We start from the raw sequence: 16,392 nt of genomic DNA, 5'->3' as shown, positions 1-16,392 counted from the left end.
TAACGGCAGCGGAGAAAAATTCGGATCATATTCCGTAATAATCTGAAAAATTACGAAATAAGTCTTTTTGGATTTATAGGATTGTCATTATCCTTCACCCCCACCGCTGGCGCATTAGACCAAAGTAGTGAAATGAATAGTTACGATTGACTAGACGGTCACCCTTTGGTGCTAATCGCCAATCGACGTCGAGCGGGACACAAAGATCCTGCCGTAAGCGACACACAAGAATTAGAACGTAGAGGAGCAAAACATGTACAAGTCCACCTTGGCACTTGCCGTGGCCGTTGGGGTTCTGGCCCAGCAGGCGGGTGCTGCCGGTTTCGTTGAAGACAGCAAGGCAAGCATCACTGCCCGCAACTTCTACATCAACACCGACAACCGTAGCGGCACCGCTGACCCATCCAAGACTGAAGAGTGGGGCCAAGGCTTCATTTTCAACTTCACCTCCGGTTACACCGAAGGTACCGTCGGCTTTGGTGTCGATGCCATCGGCCTGCTGGGCATCAAGCTCGACTCCGGTCGTGGCACTGCCTACAACAAAACCAACGGCAGCACTGGCGGTACTGTATTCCCGAGTGAAAGCAACGGCCGTGCTGTCGACGATTTCGGCAGCCTGGGCCTGACCGGCAAGGTCAAGTTCTCCAAGACTGAAGCACGCCTCGGTACGCTGATGCCGAAGCTGCCGGTCGTGACCTACAACGACGGTCGACTGCTGCCGCAAACCTTTGAAGGTGGTCAGGTCACTTCGAACGAAATCGAGAACCTGACCTTGATCGGCGGTAAGCTGGAGCACGCCAAAGGTCGTAACTCCACCAATAACGACTCGCTGTCGATTGCAGGTGCCAACAGCCGTACTGGTCAGCGCAGCAACGCCTTCTACTACGCCGGTGGCGACTACAAGGTCACCAAGGACCTGCTTGCCCAGTACTACTATGGCAACCTGGACGACTTCTACAAACAGCACTTCCTCGGCCTGACCCATAACTGGGCGCTGCCGGTCGGTAGCCTGAAGTCCGACCTGCGTTACTTCTACAGCGATTCCGATGGCAAGAACGCCAGCACTGAAGGCCGCCTGGCTGGCTATAAAGCTTCCGGATACCAGAACAACGGCGAAGTGGACAACCGCACCTGGAGTGCGATGTTCACCTATAGCCTGCAAGGTCATGCGCTGAGCGCTGGTTACCAGCGTGTCAACGGCACCAGTGACTTCCCGTTCCTGAACCAGGGTGACGGTGCTTCGGCCTACCTGATCACCGACCGTCAGATCGGCAAGTTCCAGCGTGCCGGCGAGCGCACCTGGCTTGCGCAGTATGCCTATGACTTCGCTGCGGTTGGCCTGCCGGGCCTGACCACCTCCGTGGTCTACCTCAAAGGTACCAATATCAATGCTCCGGGCAGCGACCGTTCCGAATGGGAGCGCGACTTCTCCCTCGGCTATGTTGTACCTGAAGGTACCTTCAAAGGCCTGGGCCTGGCCTGGAAGAACGCTTCGCTGCGTTCCGACGCAGTAAACCAGCGTGACCAGGACGAAAACCGTCTGATCCTCAGCTACACCCTGTCGATCCTGTAAGTCGGCAATCAGAGCCCGTCCCGCATTTGTGCCGGGCGGGCTTTCTTTTGCCTGTTTTTTGATATCCCTTTTTGATCTAAATAATTCGATATTTATTCTTTTTAATTTTACGAGTAAGCAGGCACAGTGAAGCCATAACGAACCCAGCCAAGGAGCCGCACCATGAGCCTCAGACTCGGCGATATCGCCCCCGACTTCGAACAGGATTCCAGCGCCGGCAAGATCCGCTTCCACGAATGGCTGGGCGACAGCTGGGGCGTGCTGTTCTCTCACCCGGCCGACTTCACCCCGGTGTGCACCACCGAGCTGGGTTTCACTGCCAAGCTCAAAGAGCAGTTCGCCGAGCGCGGGGTCAAGGCCATCGCCCTGTCGGTGGACCCGGTGGATTCGCACCACCGCTGGATCGAAGACATCAACGAAACCCAGAGCACTGTCGTCAACTTCCCGATCCTGGCCGATGCCGATCGCAAAGTCTCCGACCTCTACGACCTGATTCATCCCAATGCCAGCGATACCCTGACGGTGCGTTCCTTGTTCGTTATCGATCCGAACAAGAAGATCCGCCTGACCATCACCTATCCGGCCAGCACCGGGCGCAACTTCCACGAGATCTTGCGGGTGATCGATTCGCTGCAACTGACCGACAACCACAAGGTTGCCACCCCGGCCAACTGGCAGGATGGTGACGAGGTGGTGATCGTGCCGTCGCTCAAGGATGAAGACGAAATCAAGCGCCGCTTTCCCAAGGGTTACCGGGCGGTCAAGCCGTACCTGCGCCTGACCCCGCAACCCAATCGTTGATCTTTAGCCATAGCAGGGAACTCGGGCCGTTTTACGGCCCTTTTTTTATTCCCCCCAATACCTGTAGGAGCGGGCTTGCCCCGCGATGCTCTCATAGCTCTAAAAAGAATAAACAAATGAAAAAATATGATTTATCGATATATGCATCAAGCTGTTAAGGTCACTTCACTCCAGCGAGAACTCCAACTCGCGGCCCTCTAGAACACGATCAAGGATGCGTTCCAATGCTGGTTGTTTCTCTCGGTGGTAGTCCCAGTCTGCGTTCCCGCTCCGGTGTCCTGCTTGAGCGCAGCCGCCAGTGGCTGCAAGGCCAGGGCGTGGAAGTGGTGACTTTCCAGGTGCGGGATTTTCCGGCCGAAGACCTGCTCCATGCACGTTTCGACAGCCCCAAGGTGCAGCACTTCCTGCAATTGGTAGAACAGGCCGATGGCCTGGTGGTTGCTACCCCGGTGTACAAGGCCTCGTTCGCCGGTGCGCTGAAAACCCTGCTCGACTTGCTGCCCGAACGCGCCCTGAGCCACAAGGTGGTGCTGCCGATCGCTACCGGCGGCAGCATCGCCCATATGCTCGCCGTGGACTACGCGCTCAAGCCGGTGCTGTCGGCACTCAAGGCCCAGGAAACCCTGCAAGGGATCTTCGCCGACGACAGCCAGATCGCCTACGGCGAAGGCAGTGCCGCCGCACAACTGGCGCCGGCCCTGGAGCAGCGTCTGCTCGAATCCCTGGAACTGTTTCACAGCGCCCTGGCGCGTCGACCCAAACCGGTTGCGCCGGGCGTGTTGAATGAGCGTCTGCTCAGTGCTCGCTGGAGCATCTGAGGCGTATCACCCGCTACCTGTAGTTCCCACCTTACTCGCCCGCCAACGGGCAAGCAGGTGCAGCCTGAACCCCAACAGCAAAGGAGAGCGCTATGCGCACTGTCATTTTGCGTCGTGGTCTGGTCGCTCTGTTTGCTGCGGCTGTGTCCTTCGGCGCCATTACTCAAGCCCAGGCCGAAAGCCTGCGTATCGGTTACCAGAAGTACGGCACCCTGGTGCTGCTCAAGGCCAAGGGCACGCTGGAGAAGCGCCTTGCCGCTCAGGGCGTGCAGGTGCAATGGACTGAATTCCCCGGTGGCCCGCAACTGCTCGAAGGCCTGAACGTCGGCTCGATCGACTTCGGGGTGACCGGCGAGACGCCGCCGGTGTTCGCCCAGGCCGCTGGCGCCGACCTGCTGTATGTCGCCTACGAACCGCCAGCGCCGCACAGCGAAGCCATCCTGGTGCCCAAGGGCTCGGCAATCCAGTCGGTCAAGGAGCTCAAGGGCAAGAAAGTCGCGCTGAACAAAGGCTCCAACGTTCACTACCTGCTGGTCCGCGCCCTGGAAGACGCCGGCCTCAAGTACAGCGACATCCAGCCGGTATTCCTGCCGCCCGCCGATGCCCGCGCCGCCTTCGAGCGTGGCAGCGTCGATGCCTGGGTGATCTGGGACCCGTACCAGGCCGCTGCCGAGCAGCAGTTACAGGCACGCACCCTGCGTGACGGCGAGGGCATCGTCGACAACCATCAGTTCTACCTGGCGACCAAGCCCTACGCGCAGAAGCACCCTGAAGTGATCAGCGCCTTGGTCGATGAAGTGCGCGCAGTGGGCGAGTGGTCCAAGGCCAACCCGCAGGAAGTCACCGACCAGGTCGCGCCGCTGCTCGGCTTGCCCGCCGACATCACCCTGACCTCGGTCAAGCGCCAGGGCTACGGCGCCGCCTTCCTCACCCCGGAAGTGATCGCTGCCCAGCAGAAGATCGCCGACACCTTCAAGACGCTCAAGCTGATTCCCAAGCCGTTGAGCATCAAGGACGTGATCTGGACACCGCCGGCCAAGGTCGCCAGCGCCCCTTGACGATTTGCCCGCGCCGGGGCGCCGCCCCGGTCTGCGCCACCCCTAGGAGACAACTCCAATGAGCCTCAACGTATTCTGGTTTCTTCCAACCCATGGCGACGGCCATTACCTTGGCACCGCCGAAGGCGCGCGCGCCGTCGATCACGGCTACCTGCAGCAGATTGCCCAGGCGGCTGACCGCCTCGGCTTTGGCGGTGTGCTGATCCCCACCGGGCGTTCCTGCGAGGACTCCTGGCTGGTCGCCGCTTCGCTGATTCCGGTGACCCAGCGCCTGAAGTTCCTGGTAGCCCTGCGTCCGGGGATCATCTCGCCGACCGTGGCAGCGCGTCAGGCGGCGACCCTGGATCGTCTTTCCGGTGGTCGTGCCTTGTTCAACCTGGTCACCGGTGGCGATCCGGAGGAACTGTCCGGTGACGGCCTGTTCCTCAGCCACGAAGAGCGCTACCAGGCCTCGGTGGAGTTCACCCGCATCTGGCGCCGGGTGCTGGAAGGCGAAACCGTCGACTACGACGGCCAGCACATCCAGGTCAAAGGCGCCAAGCTGCTCTATCCGCCGATCCAGCAGCCGCGTCCGCCGCTGTACTTTGGTGGCTCTTCGGAAGCGGCCCAGGACCTGGCGGCCGAACAGGTCGAGCTGTACCTGACCTGGGGCGAGCCACCCGCCGCGGTTGCCGAGAAGATCGAGCAGGTGCGTGCCAAGGCCGCCAAGCAAGGCCGTAGCGTACGTTTCGGCATCCGCCTGCACGTGATCGTGCGTGAGACCAACGCCGAAGCCTGGCAGGCCGCCGAGCGCCTGATCTCGCACCTGGACGACGACACCATTGCCCGCGCCCAGGCCTCGCTGGCGCGCTTCGATTCGGTCGGCCAGCAACGCATGGCCGCGCTGCACGGCGGCAACCGCGACAACCTGGAAGTCAGCCCCAACCTCTGGGCCGGTGTCGGCCTGGTGCGCGGCGGTGCCGGTACGGCCCTGGTCGGCGATGGCCCGACCGTGGCCGAACGGGTCAAGGAATACGCGGCGCTGGGTATCGACACCTTTATCTTCTCCGGTTATCCACACCTGGAAGAGTCGTACCGGGTGGCCGAGCTGCTGTTCCCGCACCTGGACGTGGAGCGCCCGCAACTGCCGCAAAGCGGTGGCTACGTGAGCCCGTTCGGCGAGATGGTCGCCAACGACATCCTGCCCAAATCCTCGGCGCAGCGCTGAGGGCCCGGCCATGAGTCGTTCATCCACTCCCTGGCAGCAACGCCTGGCGCCCTGGGCGCTGCCGTTACTGTTGTTGGCGGTCTGGCAACTGGCAGTCAGCGTCGGCTGGCTGTCGACGCGGATTTTGCCGGCGCCAAGTGCGGTGTTGAGCGCTGGCGTCGAGCTGGTGCGCAGCGGCGAGATCTGGACCCACCTGGCAATCAGTGGCTGGCGGGCAGCCGTCGGCTTTCTGATTGGTGGCGCCATCGGCCTGGCGCTGGGCTTTATCACCGGCCTGTCGAAATGGGGCGAACGCCTGCTCGACAGTTCGGTGCAGATGATCCGTAACGTGCCGCACCTGGCGCTGATTCCGCTGGTGATCCTGTGGTTCGGCATCGATGAGTCGGCGAAGATTTTCCTGGTGGCCCTGGGCACCCTGTTCCCGATTTACCTGAATACCTACCACGGCATTCGCAACGTCGATCCGGCCCTGGTGGAAATGGCCCGCAGCTATGGCTTGTCCGGCTTCGAGCTGTTCCGCCAGGTGATCCTGCCGGGCGCCTTGCCGTCGATCCTGGTTGGCGTGCGCTTTGCCCTGGGCTTTATGTGGCTGACCTTGATCGTTGCCGAAACCATCTCGGCCAACGCCGGTATCGGCTACCTGGCCATGAATGCCCGCGAGTTCCTGCAGACCGATGTGGTGGTACTGGCCATCGTCCTCTATGCCGTGCTCGGCAAGCTTGCCGATCTGGCCGCACGCGGTCTTGAGCGGGTCTGGCTGCGCTGGCATCCGGCCTATCAACCGAGCAGGGGAGAGGGCGCATGACCATCCTCAAGGAAACGCCACCACGACTGCTGCGCGGGATTCCGCTGGCGGCGCAGAACCTGCAGAAGACCTTCGGCCAGCGCCAGGTGCTGCGTGACATCGACCTGCATATTCCGGCCGGGCAGTTCGTCGCCATTGTCGGGCGCAGCGGCTGCGGCAAGAGCACCTTGCTGCGCTTGCTCGCCGGGCTCGACCAGCCCAGTGGCGGCGAGCTGTTGGCCGGTTCCGCGCCGCTGCGCGAAGCCCAGGAAGACACCCGCCTGATGTTCCAGGAAGCGCGCTTGCTGCCGTGGAAGAAGGTCATCGACAACGTTGGCCTGGGCCTGTCGGGCAACTGGCGGCCGCGAGCCCTTGAAGCGCTGGAGGCGGTCGGCCTGGCCGAGCGCGCCCATGAATGGCCGGCGGCGTTGTCGGGCGGCCAGAAGCAGCGTGTGGCCCTGGCCCGCGCCCTGATCCACCAGCCACGCCTGTTGCTGCTCGACGAGCCATTGGGCGCGCTGGATGCGCTGACTCGTATCGAAATGCAGCAGTTGATCGAACGGCTGTGGCGCCAGCATGGCTTTACCGTGTTGCTGGTTACCCACGACGTCAGTGAAGCGGTGGCGGTTGCCGACCGGGTGATCCTCATCGAAGACGGCGAAGTGGGCCTGGACCTGACGGTCGAGCTGCCTCGCCCGCGGGTGCGCGGGTCACACCGCCTGGCCGCACTGGAAACCGAAGTACTCAACCGGGTTCTGTCGATTCCGGGCACACCGCCCGAGCCGGAACCTGTCGCACCTTTGCCGACGCAATTGCGTTGGGCTCTCTGACCTGTAAGGAACCAAGCAGATGACTATCAAAGCGATCAACGTACGCAACCAGTTCAAAGGCACCGTCAAGGAAATCCTCGAAGGCCCGGTGTTGTCGGAAATCGATGTGCAAACGGCCTCGGGTATCGTCACTTCGGTGATCACCACCCGCTCGGTGCGCGAGCTGGAGCTGACCATTGGCAGTGAGGTGATTGCCTTTGTGAAGTCGACTGAAGTGTCGATTGCCAAGCTCTGACTACCAGGGCAAGGCTTTGCCTTGCATCGCTGGCAAGCCAGCTCCCACAAGGTTCGGTGTATACAGTCCCTGTGGGAGCTGGCTTGCCAGCGATGAGGCCATCAGCGTTTAGGCAGAAACGGCGGCAAATACAGCCCCAGATACGCATCAAACACCCGCATCCCTTCCTCGGCCATGCGCGGCGTGATCTGCCCGTGCAACTGCACCGAACGGGCATACACCCGATCGCCCAGTTCCATGGCCAGCGCAAACACATCCACGTCCTGCGGCAACACCGGCAACTGGAAATGCTCGGCGAACAAGGTATGCATCAGGTCGCCCAGCTCGATGTCGTGCTGGCGGTCAGCCTGGGTCACTTCGCTCAGACCATGCTGGGCCAGGATCAGCTGGCGCGCCGCGGCATCTTCGTTGTAGATCACCAGCATGCGTTGCTCAACCAGGCGCGACAGGTCGTGCCAGGTGTTCAACGCCGCTGCATCAATGGGCGCTTCAAGGCAGGCGCGAAAGGCGCTGTGCACGTCGGCGGTGAGCGCTTCAAGCAGGGCCGGGACACTGGCGAAGAAGTGATACACCGACGACGGCGGAATCTGCGCGCGCTCGGCCACGCTGTAGATCGACAGGCTGGCCACCCCTTCGCTGGCCAGCAGCGTGCGCGCCGCCTCGAGGATCGAATCGATCCTCGCCTGGCTGCGGGCCCGGGGTTTGCGCGGGGTAGCAGTGCGGGTCATGTCAGTTGCTGATCGCCAGGATGCTCGCCTGGTAAGCGCTGACGAACAGGTCGAAGTCGGCCTTGTCCTCTTCGCGCTCGAGCTTTGCCTGGGCTTCCAGGGACTCGTGCGCTGCCGTTTCGAAGCGTTGCTGCTGCTCGATCGGCAGGGCCTGGGCGCGGAAGAACTCTGCATGGGCCTGGCTTTGCCGCAAGGCGAAGCGGCTGAAGCTTTCCTTGTGCTCGGTCATGCTCGCCAGCACCTGCGCCGATGGCGTCAGGGAAGGGTCGCTGACCTTGGCTTTCTGCGCGTGCAGGGCCTTGGCGTGTTCGTCGCTGCCGTGGCTGCGGTCGAGCAGTTCGGCCAGGGGCGCAATGCGTTCGAGCAGTTCAGCGGCCCACTGCTTGAGCTCGACCGGCTGACCGTCACGCTGCAACTCCAGGCCCGGACGGCGACCTTCCTTGACCACGCTAAGGAAGTTGCCGGTGCAGTTGCCGCACTCCAGGTTGCCCAGCAGCGGGCTTTCTTCCAGGGCGCAGAACAACAGGAAGGCGTCGAGGAAACGCGCTTCGGGCAAGTCGATACCGGTTGGCAGGAACGGATTGATGTCCAGGCAGCGCACTTCGACGTACTGGATGCCACGGGCCATCAGCGCCTGGATCGGCCGCTCGCCGCTGTAGGTGACGCGCTTGGGGCGGATATTGGAGTAGTACTCGTTTTCGATCTGCAGGATGTTGGTGTTCAACTGAACCCACTCGCCATCCTTGTGCGTACCGATCTCGACATAGGGCGCGTAAGGCGTGGCTACCGCTTTGCGCAGGCTGTCGGTGTAGCTGGCGAGATTGTTGTAGCAGGGCGTCAGGCCGGACTGGGCGTTGCTCTGGTAACCCAGGTCGCTCATGCGCAGGCTGGTGGCGTAGGGCAGGTACAGGGTGTCGGCGTCGAACTGTTCGAGCTGGTGCGGGCGGCCACGCAAAAAGCCCGCATCCAGGGCCGGCGAGGCGCCGAACAGGTACATCAGCAGCCAGCTGTAGCGGCGGAAGTTGCGGATCAGGGCGATGTAGGCCGACGACTGATAGTCGCGATTATCTTCCGTGCCGTGTTCGGCAGCGCGCAGCAGCGGCCAGAGTTTTTCTGGCAGCGAGAAATTGTAGTGAATCCCGGCGATGCACTGCATGGTGCGGCCGTAACGCAGGGCCAGGCCCTTGCGGTAGACGTACTTGAGCTGACCGATGTTGGAGGTGCCATACCAGGCGATCGGAATGTCTTCCTCGGCCGGCAGCGGGCAAGGCATCGACGGGCTCCAGAGGAACTCGTTGCCAAGCTTGGTGTAGGCGAAGCGGTGGATGTTTTCCAGGCTTTCGAGGGTCTGCGCCGGGTCGGCCAGGGCTGGGGTGATGAACTCCAGCAGCGACTCCGAATAGTCCGTGGTGATCTGCTCGTGGGTCAGCGCCGCGCCGAGGGCTTCGGGGTGCGGAGTCTGGGCCAGACGACCTTCCTCGGTCACACGCAGGCATTCACGCTCGATGCCGTGCAGGCACTGCTTGAGCAGGGAGAGGTTGTCGCCTTGGCCGAGCAGGCTCAGGCGGCGGTTGAGAAGTTCGCTCAAGATGGATTCCTTCACGCGTCAGTCGCCCCAATATGGGGGTGGAGATGACGGTCTACAAGGGTGGACAGAGGAACTGGCGTTGTCGCCTGGTTGTGGCCGGCTTTCGGCAGCGCCTGCGCTCTGCCGAAAGTACCGCAGTTTGGCCATTTGCGGCTAGAGGACGACGAATGTCCCCTGCGCTTTTGCCACCAGTTTGTCGCCCTGAAGTACATCGGCGTCGACCACCAGCGTGCGCCGCCCGGCATGCAGCACCCGGGCAACGCACAGCACTTCACCTTCGCTGACCGCGCGCAGGTAGTTGATCTTGCATTCCAGGGTCACGCTCTGCTGGTCGAAACCATGGGAACTGGAACAGGCCAGGCCCATGGTGGTGTCGACCAGGCTGAAGATCGCCCCGCCATGCAGCTTGCCGCCCCGGTTGCGCAGGTGCGGCTCCAGGGCCATGACCACCTCTGCAACACCGTTTTCCAGGCGTTGCAGACGGCAGCCGAGCAACTGGCTGAAGGCGCTGAAGACGACGTCGTCGGGAGCCGTCATCACTTCTTCTTCAGCTGCTTGGCGTTGGCGAACAGCGAGGCCATGGCGTTGTTGGCCGGTGCCGGGGTTTCCTTGGCACGGGCTGGAGCGCTTTGCTGGCGCGGGGCCGAGCCCGGGCGGCTGCCACGGGCGCCGTCGATCTTCTCGCCCGGGGTGTCGCTCATGCGCATCGACAGGCCGACGCGTTTGCGCGGGATGTCGATTTCCATGACCTTGACCTTGACCACGTCGCCGGCCTTGACCGCTTCACGCGGGTCCTTGATGAACTTCTCCGACAGGGCCGAGATGTGCACCAGGCCATCCTGGTGCACGCCGATGTCGACGAAGGCACCGAAGTTGGTGACGTTGGTCACCACACCTTCGAGGATCATCCCCAACTGCAGGTCCTTGAGGTCTTCGACGCCTTCCTGGAACTCGGCGGTCTTGAACTCGGGGCGTGGGTCGCGGCCGGGTTTGTCCAGCTCCTGGAGGATGTCGGTGACGGTCGGCAGGCCGAAGGTTTCATCGGTGAATTTCTTCGGCTCCAGACGCTTGAGGAAACCGCTGTCGCCAATCAGCGAACGGATGTCGCGGTCGGTTTCAGCGGCAATGCGCTGTACCAGCGGGTAGGCTTCCGGGTGCACTGCGGAGGCGTCCAGCGGGTTGTCGCCGTTCATTACGCGCAGGAAGCCTGCGGCCTGCTCGAAGGTTTTCTCGCCCAGGCGGCTGACTTTCTTCAGTGCTGCGCGGGTCTTGAAGGCGCCGTTGGCATCGCGGTGAGCGACGATGTTCTGCGCCAGGGTGCTGTTGAGGCCGGAGATACGGGCGAGCAGGGCGACCGAGGCGGTGTTGACGTCAACGCCGACGGCGTTCACGCAGTCCTCGACCACAGCATCCAGGCCACGGGCCAGTTTCAGCTGCGAAACGTCATGCTGGTATTGGCCGACACCAATGGATTTCGGGTCGATTTTCACCAGTTCGGCCAGCGGGTCCTGCAGGCGCCGGGCAATGGACACGGCGCCGCGGATCGATACGTCGAGGTCCGGGAACTCCCTGGCCGCCAGTTCCGAGGCCGAATACACCGAAGCACCGGCTTCGGAGACCATGATCTTGGTCATCTTCAACGCCGGGTGTTTTTTGATCAGTTCGGCGGCGAGCTTGTCGGTTTCGCGGCTGGCGGTACCGTTACCGATGGCGATCAGTTCCACCGAGTGCTTGGCGCACAGCGCGGCGAGCACGGCGATGGTCTGGTCCCACTGGTTTTTCGGCACGTGCGGGTAGACGGTGGCGGTGTCCAGCAGCTTGCCGGTGGCATCGACCACGGCGACCTTGCAACCGGTACGCAGGCCCGGGTCCAGGCCCAGGGTGGCACGCGGGCCGGCCGGGGCGGCCAGCAGCAGGTCGTGCAGGTTGTGGGCGAAGACGTTGATCGCCTCGCCTTCGGCGTTGTCGCGCAGCTCGCCGAACAGGTCGGTTTCAAGGTGGCTGTAGAGCTTGACCTTCCAGGTCCAGCGCACCACTTCGGCCAGCCACTTGTCGGCAGGACGGTTCTGGTTTTGCAGGCCGAAACGCTCGGCGATCATCATTTCGCAGGGGTGCAGGGTGCCCGGCAGCTCTTCGCCGACTTTCAGCGAAGCAGCCAGCACGCCTTCGTTACGGCCCCGGAAAATCGCCAGGGCGCGGTGCGACGGCACGCTCTTGAGCACTTCGTCGTGCTCGAAGTAATCGCGAAACTTCGCCCCTTCCTCTTCCTTGCCGGCCACCAGGCGAGCACTGAGCACCGCTTCCTGCTTGAGGAAGCTGCGCAGCTTGTCGAGCAGGCTGGCGTCTTCGGCGAAGCGCTCCATGAGGATGTACTTGGCGCCTTCGAGGGCGGCTTTGACATCGGCCACGCCTTTTTCGGCGTCGACAAAACGCGCGGCTTCGGTTTCAGGGCTCAGTTGCGGGTCGTTCAGCAGGCCATCGGCCAGCTCGCCCAGGCCGGCTTCCAGGGCGATCTGACCCTTGGTGCGGCGCTTTTGCTTGTACGGCAGGTACAGGTCTTCGAGGCGGGTCTTGGTATCGGCCAGTTTGATTTCGCGGGCCAGCTCCGGGGTCAGCTTGCCTTGCTCTTCGATGCTGGCAAGGATGCTGACACGCCGGTCGTCCAGCTCGCGCAGGTAGCGCAGGCGCTCTTCCAGGTGGCGCAGCTGGGTGTCATCCAGGCTACCGGTGACTTCTTTCCGGTAACGGGCGATAAAAGGTACGGTCGAACCTTCATCAAGTAGAGCCACGGCCGCTTCGACCTGTTGTGGGCGGACACCGAGTTCCTCGGCGATGCGGCTGTTGATGCTGTCCATAAAACCACCTGACAAATTGTGAATACAAAGGCCGCGGGCGGGCGCTGTAGAGCGCTTGTGGTCAATGCGGCGCTGGCTGAAAGCGGCGCATTATACCCAGCGCGTCCGGCTTGCGGTGATAGCAGCAGGCCAGTTGTCGGCCCGGCAATACTGGCACCCGGGGAAAAATCTGCTAACAATGCACACGGCACGGCCATTGATGGCTAAGCCATAATGCGTGCCGAGATTAGAGGAGCTACCCATGAGCAGCACTGCACAAACCGCCGAAGGCGACAAAATTCTCATCGTCGACGATGACCCGGGCCTGAGCAGCCTGCTGGAACGTTTCTTCACCAGCAAGGGTTATCGTGCCCGTGCAGTACCCAATACCGAACAGATGGACCGCCTGCTGGCCCGCGAAGTTTTCAACCTGGTGGTGCTCGACCTGATGCTGCCTGGCGAAGACGGCCTGACTGCCTGCCGCCGCCTGCGCGCCGCGAACAACCAGATCCCGATCATCATGCTCACCGCCAAGGGCGACGAGCTGAGCCGCATCAAGGGCCTGGAGCTGGGTGCCGACGACTACCTGGCCAAGCCTTTCAACCCCGACGAGTTGATGGCCCGGGTCAAGGCCGTGCTGCGCCGTCAGGCACCGGCGGTACCGGGCGCACCGGGCAGCGAGGACGAAACCGTTACCTTCGGCGACTACGAGCTGTCGCTGGCCACCCGCGAACTCAAGCGCGGTGAAGAAGTGCACATGCTCACCACCGGCGAGTTCGCCGTACTCAAGGCGCTGGTGATGCACGCCCGCGAGCCGCTGACCCGCGACAAGCTGATGAACCTGGCCCGTGGTCGCGAGTGGGACGCCCTTGAGCGCTCCATCGACGTGCAGATCTCGCGCCTGCGGCGGATGATCGAACCCGACCCGTCCAAGCCGCGTTATATCCAGACCGTCTGGGGCGTTGGTTATGTGTTTGTGCCGGATGGTAATGCCACCAAGTGATGTTTCGTTTGCAGGAGTAGCTCACCGCCAGCAGGGCAGACCTTCGGGGTTGCCCTGTTTTTGCCTGTGCAGCGCTTTGCAAAGCCTGCGAGCCCCGCTCGTTCCCGCATAGTGTGTAGCCGTTGTCGATGAAAACGCCCCTGTGGTTCCCGCAAAGCTTCTTCGCCCGCACCCTCTGGCTGGTGCTGATCGTCGTGCTGTTCTCCAAGGCCCTGACCCTGGTGTACCTGCTGATGAACGAGGACGTGCTGGTTGATCGGCAGTACAGCCACGGCGTGGCCTTGACCCTGCGCGCCTACTGGGCTGCCGACGAGTCTGACCGCGACAAGATCGCCGAGGCGGCGGGGCTGATTCGCGTGGTTGGCTCCGGCGTTCCCGAGGGTGAACAGCACTGGCCGTACAGCGAGATCTACCAGCGCCAGATGCAGGCCGAGCTGGGCGCCGATACCGAAGTTCGCCTGCGCGTGCATGCACCACCGGCCTTGTGGGTACGGGCTCCGAGCCTGGGCGATGGCTGGCTGAAGGTGCCGCTGTATCCGCACCCGCTGCGTGGGCAGAAGATCTGGAGCGTGTTGGGCTGGTTCCTGGCCATCGGCTTGTTGTCCACCGCGTCGGCGTGGATCTTCGTGCGCCAGCTCAACCAGCCGCTCAAGCGCCTGGTGTTCGCTGCCCGGCAGCTGGGCCAGGGGCGCAGCGTACGGCTGCCGATCAGCGACACGCCGAGCGAAATGACCGAGGTATACCGCGCGTTCAACCAGATGGCCGAGGATGTCGAACAGGCCGGCCGCGAGCGCGAGTTGATGCTGGCCGGGGTTTCCCATGACCTGCGCACACCGCTGACGCGCTTGCGTCTGTCGTTGTCGTTGCTGGCCAACGAAAGTGACCTGACCGACGACATGGTCCGCGATATCGAAGACATGGACGCAATTCTCGACCAGTTCCTGGCGTTCATTCGCGATGGCCGCGACGAGCCGGTCGAAGAGGTCGATTTCAGTGAGCTGGTGCGTGAAGTGGTGGCGCCGTTCAACCAGCCGGAAGAACAGGTACGCCTGTGCCTGGAGCCGATCCCTCCGTTCCCGCTGCGCCGGGTGTCGCTAAAGCGCCTGCTCAACAACCTGATTGGCAACGCCCTGTATCACGCCGGCAAGGGTGTGGAAGTGGCGGCCTATGTATCGGGTGAGAGTGGTGCGCCTTACGTGGTGCTGAGCGTGCTGGACCGTGGTGCCGGGATCGACCCGGGCGAGCTGGAGGGTATCTTCAACCCGTTCATTCGCGGTGACCGTGCCCGCAGCGGCAAGGGCACCGGGCTGGGCCTGGCGATCGTCAAGCGGATCGCCGCCCAGCACGGCGGCAACGTGCAGTTGCGCAACCGTTCAGGCGGCGGCCTGGAGGCGCGGGTGCGGTTGCCGTTAGGGCTGATGCTGCCCCGCGACGCGGTCTAGCCTTTGCCTTTGGTGCGGGTCAGGTTCGGCCCGCCATTCTTCTCCAGGTGTTCGATGATCATCCCGGCAACGTTCTTGCCGGTGGTGACTTCAATGCCTTCCAGGCCTGGTGAGGAGTTCACCTCCATCACCAGCGGACCGTGATTGGAACGCAGGATATCCACCCCGGCCACGCTCAGGCCCATGACCTTGGCCGCGCGGATGGCGGTCATGCGCTCTTCCGGGGTGATCTTGATCAGGCTGGCGCTGCCGCCGCGGTGCAGGTTGGAGCGAAACTCACCAGGCTTGGCCTGGCGCTTCATCGAGGCGATGACCTTGTCACCGACCACGAAGCAGCGGATGTCGGCGCCTCCGGCTTCCTTGATGTATTCCTGGACCATGATGTTCTGCTTCAGCCCCATGAAGGCTTCGATCACCGACTCGGCGGCCTTGGTGGTTTCGCACAGCACGACGCCGATGCCCTGGGTGCCTTCGAGTACCTTGATCACCAGCGGGGCGCCGTTGACCATCTGGATCAGGTCGGGGATATCGTCCGGCGAGTGGGCAAAGCCAGTGACCGGCAGGCCGATCCCCCGACGCGACAATAGCTGCAGCGAACGCAGCTTGTCCCGCGAGCGGGCAATGGCCACCGATTCGTTGAGCGGGAACACCCCCATCATTTCGAACTGGCGCAGCACTGCGCAGCCGTAGAAGGTCACCGAAGCGCCGATCCGTGGGATCACCGCGTCGAAGTTTTCCAGCGGCTTGCCGCGGTAGTGAATCTGCGGCTTGTGGCTGGCGATGTTCATATAGGCGCGCAGGGTGTCGATCACAACCACCTCATGGCCTCGTTCGGTACCGGCTTCGACCAGGCGACGAGTGGAATACAGACGCGGGTTTCGCGACAGCACGGCGATCTTCATGCAACACCTGTGGAGGGAGTGATAGTGGCCGGGAATGCCGGCTTGTCCTGAACGTACTTGAGCCCCGGATTGACCACCAACTGGCCATGGATCAGGGCTTTGGAACCGAGCAACAGGCGATAGCGCATGGCCTTGCGGCAAGCCAGGGTGAATTCCACTTCCCACACCCGGTCACCCAGCGCCAACGGCGTGCGGATCACGTAGCGGGTCTGGGCCTGGCCGTTGGAGCTCTTGATGGTCTTCATCGTCACCAGCGGCGCTTCGCAGCGCCGGTGGCGCAGTTGTACCACCGAGCCCAGGTGGGCGTTGAAACGCACCCACTGCTCGCCATCGCGCTCGAAGGGTTCGACTTCGGTGGCGTGCAGGCTCGAGGTGCTGGCGCCGGTGTCGATCTTGGCCCGCAGGCCGGCCAGGCCGAGGTCCGGCAGGGCCACCCACTCGCGCAGGCCGATCACGGTCAAATGGTCAAATGTCTTCAAAATGCTCAACCAGCGTAATAAGTCGTCAGGCACCAAAACGGATGTGAGCGACAGGTCGGTGAACTGTAAGCACGCCGCGTGTTTTTTGCATCCGCCAGATACGGTAGTAC

The 16,392-nt window shown here is 62.7% G+C and carries 16 protein-coding genes; 10 read left to right on the top strand and 6 right to left on the bottom strand.

Going from position 1 to position 16,392, the window contains the following annotated elements; genetic code table 11:
* Nucleotides 1–253 precede the first annotated feature (253 nt).
* The 8 genes from JV241A_RS24320 to JV241A_RS24285 all read left to right on the top strand — a co-directional run bounded on the left by JV241A_RS24320 (nt 254) and on the right by JV241A_RS24285 (nt 7,306).
* On the top strand, nt 254–1,573 hold the full coding sequence (locus tag JV241A_RS24320; protein ID WP_134064872.1) for an OprD family porin: 1,320 nt from the start codon (nt 254–256) through the stop codon (nt 1,571–1,573).
* Nucleotides 1,574–1,735: 162 nt separating this feature from the next.
* The gene (locus JV241A_RS24315; protein WP_134064870.1) at nt 1,736–2,374 is read left to right on the top strand and encodes a peroxiredoxin; all 639 of its coding nucleotides are present in this window, start codon (nt 1,736–1,738) and stop codon (nt 2,372–2,374) included.
* A 224-nt stretch (nt 2,375–2,598) separates the two neighbouring features.
* Nucleotides 2,599–3,192, top strand: a complete 594-nt coding sequence (ssuE, locus tag JV241A_RS24310) for an NADPH-dependent FMN reductase (protein WP_115084832.1) — start codon at nt 2,599–2,601, stop codon at nt 3,190–3,192.
* Between the two features lie 92 nt (nt 3,193–3,284).
* Nucleotides 3,285–4,250 (top strand): sulfonate ABC transporter substrate-binding protein, encoded by a 966-nt coding sequence (locus tag JV241A_RS24305; RefSeq protein ID WP_134064868.1) that lies wholly within the window; start codon nt 3,285–3,287, stop codon nt 4,248–4,250.
* A 58-nt stretch (nt 4,251–4,308) separates the two neighbouring features.
* A complete protein-coding gene (ssuD, locus tag JV241A_RS24300; RefSeq protein WP_115084834.1) occupies nt 4,309–5,457 on the top strand; it encodes an FMNH2-dependent alkanesulfonate monooxygenase in 1,149 nt (382 codons plus the stop codon).
* A gap of 10 nt (nt 5,458–5,467) precedes the next feature.
* Entirely contained in the window at nt 5,468–6,262 is a 795-nt protein-coding gene (gene ssuC / locus JV241A_RS24295; protein ID WP_115084835.1) for an aliphatic sulfonate ABC transporter permease SsuC, read from the top strand.
* Nucleotides 6,259–7,071 carry an aliphatic sulfonates ABC transporter ATP-binding protein gene (ssuB, locus tag JV241A_RS24290; RefSeq protein ID WP_166675747.1) on the top strand — a complete coding sequence of 271 codons (813 nt, stop codon included), beginning with the start codon at nt 6,259–6,261 and terminating at the stop codon, nt 7,069–7,071. Before ssuC ends, ssuB begins: the two co-directional genes overlap by 4 nt.
* A gap of 19 nt (nt 7,072–7,090) precedes the next feature.
* Complete coding sequence (locus JV241A_RS24285; protein ID WP_010221227.1) at nt 7,091–7,306, top strand: molybdopterin-binding protein; 216 nt, start codon at nt 7,091–7,093, stop codon at nt 7,304–7,306.
* A 101-nt stretch (nt 7,307–7,407) separates the two neighbouring features.
* Here the strand turns inward: JV241A_RS24285 and JV241A_RS24280 are convergent, their stop codons facing one another.
* The 4 genes from JV241A_RS24280 to JV241A_RS24265 form a co-directional block, all read right to left on the bottom strand.
* Nucleotides 7,408–8,034, bottom strand: a complete 627-nt coding sequence (locus tag JV241A_RS24280; protein ID WP_115084836.1) for a TetR/AcrR family transcriptional regulator — start codon at nt 8,032–8,034, stop codon at nt 7,408–7,410.
* A 1-nt stretch (nt 8,035) separates the two neighbouring features.
* A complete protein-coding gene (gshA, locus tag JV241A_RS24275) occupies nt 8,036–9,637 on the bottom strand; it encodes a glutamate--cysteine ligase (RefSeq protein ID WP_134064866.1) in 1,602 nt (533 codons plus the stop codon).
* Between the two features lie 138 nt (nt 9,638–9,775).
* A complete protein-coding gene (locus JV241A_RS24270; RefSeq protein ID WP_115084838.1) occupies nt 9,776–10,159 on the bottom strand; it encodes a PaaI family thioesterase in 384 nt (127 codons plus the stop codon).
* Nucleotides 10,159–12,477 carry a Tex family protein gene (locus tag JV241A_RS24265; RefSeq protein ID WP_134064864.1) on the bottom strand — a complete coding sequence of 773 codons (2,319 nt, stop codon included), beginning with the start codon at nt 12,475–12,477 and terminating at the stop codon, nt 10,159–10,161. The genes JV241A_RS24270 and JV241A_RS24265 overlap by 1 nt, the downstream gene beginning before the upstream one ends.
* Before the next feature lie 241 nt (nt 12,478–12,718).
* On the opposite strand from JV241A_RS24265, the gene ompR reads away from it, so the two are divergent.
* Together ompR and JV241A_RS24255 are read left to right on the top strand one after the other, a co-directional pair.
* Entirely contained in the window at nt 12,719–13,459 is a 741-nt protein-coding gene (gene ompR / locus JV241A_RS24260) for a two-component system response regulator OmpR (protein WP_115084840.1), read from the top strand.
* Between the two features lie 128 nt (nt 13,460–13,587).
* Entirely contained in the window at nt 13,588–14,901 is a 1,314-nt protein-coding gene (locus JV241A_RS24255; RefSeq protein WP_115084841.1) for an ATP-binding protein, read from the top strand.
* Here JV241A_RS24255 and rimK read toward each other — a convergent pair.
* Complete coding sequence (gene rimK / locus JV241A_RS24250; protein ID WP_010221234.1) at nt 14,898–15,803, bottom strand: 30S ribosomal protein S6--L-glutamate ligase; 906 nt, start codon at nt 15,801–15,803, stop codon at nt 14,898–14,900. The genes JV241A_RS24255 and rimK overlap by 4 nt on opposite strands.
* On the bottom strand, nt 15,800–16,282 hold the full coding sequence (locus tag JV241A_RS24245; protein ID WP_038998194.1) for an ATP-dependent zinc protease: 483 nt from the start codon (nt 16,280–16,282) through the stop codon (nt 15,800–15,802). Before JV241A_RS24245 ends, rimK begins: the two co-directional genes overlap by 4 nt.
* Nucleotides 16,283–16,392 lie beyond the last annotated feature (110 nt).

The sequence above is a fragment of the Pseudomonas sp. JV241A genome (assembly GCF_900275665.1).
Lineage (GTDB): Bacteria > Pseudomonadota > Gammaproteobacteria > Pseudomonadales > Pseudomonadaceae > Aquipseudomonas > Aquipseudomonas wadenswilerensis.
The sequence above is the reverse complement of the archived record's forward strand: the minus strand, read 5'-3'. Positions and strand labels throughout refer to the sequence as shown.

Bases quoted from the DNA above. Each gene is read 5' to 3' on its own strand.
- JV241A_RS24320 (WP_134064872.1), top strand. From the start codon at position 254: ATGTACAAGTCCACCTTGGCACTTGCCGTGGCCGTTGGGGTTCTGGCC.
- JV241A_RS24315 (WP_134064870.1), top strand. From the start codon at position 1,736: ATGAGCCTCAGACTCGGCGATATCGCCCCCGACTTCGAACAGGATTCC.
- ssuE (WP_115084832.1), top strand. From the start codon at position 2,599: ATGCTGGTTGTTTCTCTCGGTGGTAGTCCCAGTCTGCGTTCCCGCTCC.
- JV241A_RS24305 (WP_134064868.1), top strand. From the start codon at position 3,285: ATGCGCACTGTCATTTTGCGTCGTGGTCTGGTCGCTCTGTTTGCTGCG.
- ssuD (WP_115084834.1), top strand. From the start codon at position 4,309: ATGAGCCTCAACGTATTCTGGTTTCTTCCAACCCATGGCGACGGCCAT.
- ssuC (WP_115084835.1), top strand. From the start codon at position 5,468: ATGAGTCGTTCATCCACTCCCTGGCAGCAACGCCTGGCGCCCTGGGCG.
- ssuB (WP_166675747.1), top strand. From the start codon at position 6,259: ATGACCATCCTCAAGGAAACGCCACCACGACTGCTGCGCGGGATTCCG.
- JV241A_RS24285 (WP_010221227.1), top strand. From the start codon at position 7,091: ATGACTATCAAAGCGATCAACGTACGCAACCAGTTCAAAGGCACCGTC.
- JV241A_RS24280 (WP_115084836.1), bottom strand. From the start codon at position 8,034: ATGACCCGCACTGCTACCCCGCGCAAACCCCGGGCCCGCAGCCAGGCG.
- JV241A_RS24270 (WP_115084838.1), bottom strand. From the start codon at position 10,159: ATGACGGCTCCCGACGACGTCGTCTTCAGCGCCTTCAGCCAGTTGCTC.
- JV241A_RS24265 (WP_134064864.1), bottom strand. From the start codon at position 12,477: ATGGACAGCATCAACAGCCGCATCGCCGAGGAACTCGGTGTCCGCCCA.
- ompR (WP_115084840.1), top strand. From the start codon at position 12,719: ATGAGCAGCACTGCACAAACCGCCGAAGGCGACAAAATTCTCATCGTC.
- JV241A_RS24255 (WP_115084841.1), top strand. From the start codon at position 13,588: ATGAAAACGCCCCTGTGGTTCCCGCAAAGCTTCTTCGCCCGCACCCTC.
- rimK (WP_010221234.1), bottom strand. From the start codon at position 15,803: ATGAAGATCGCCGTGCTGTCGCGAAACCCGCGTCTGTATTCCACTCGT.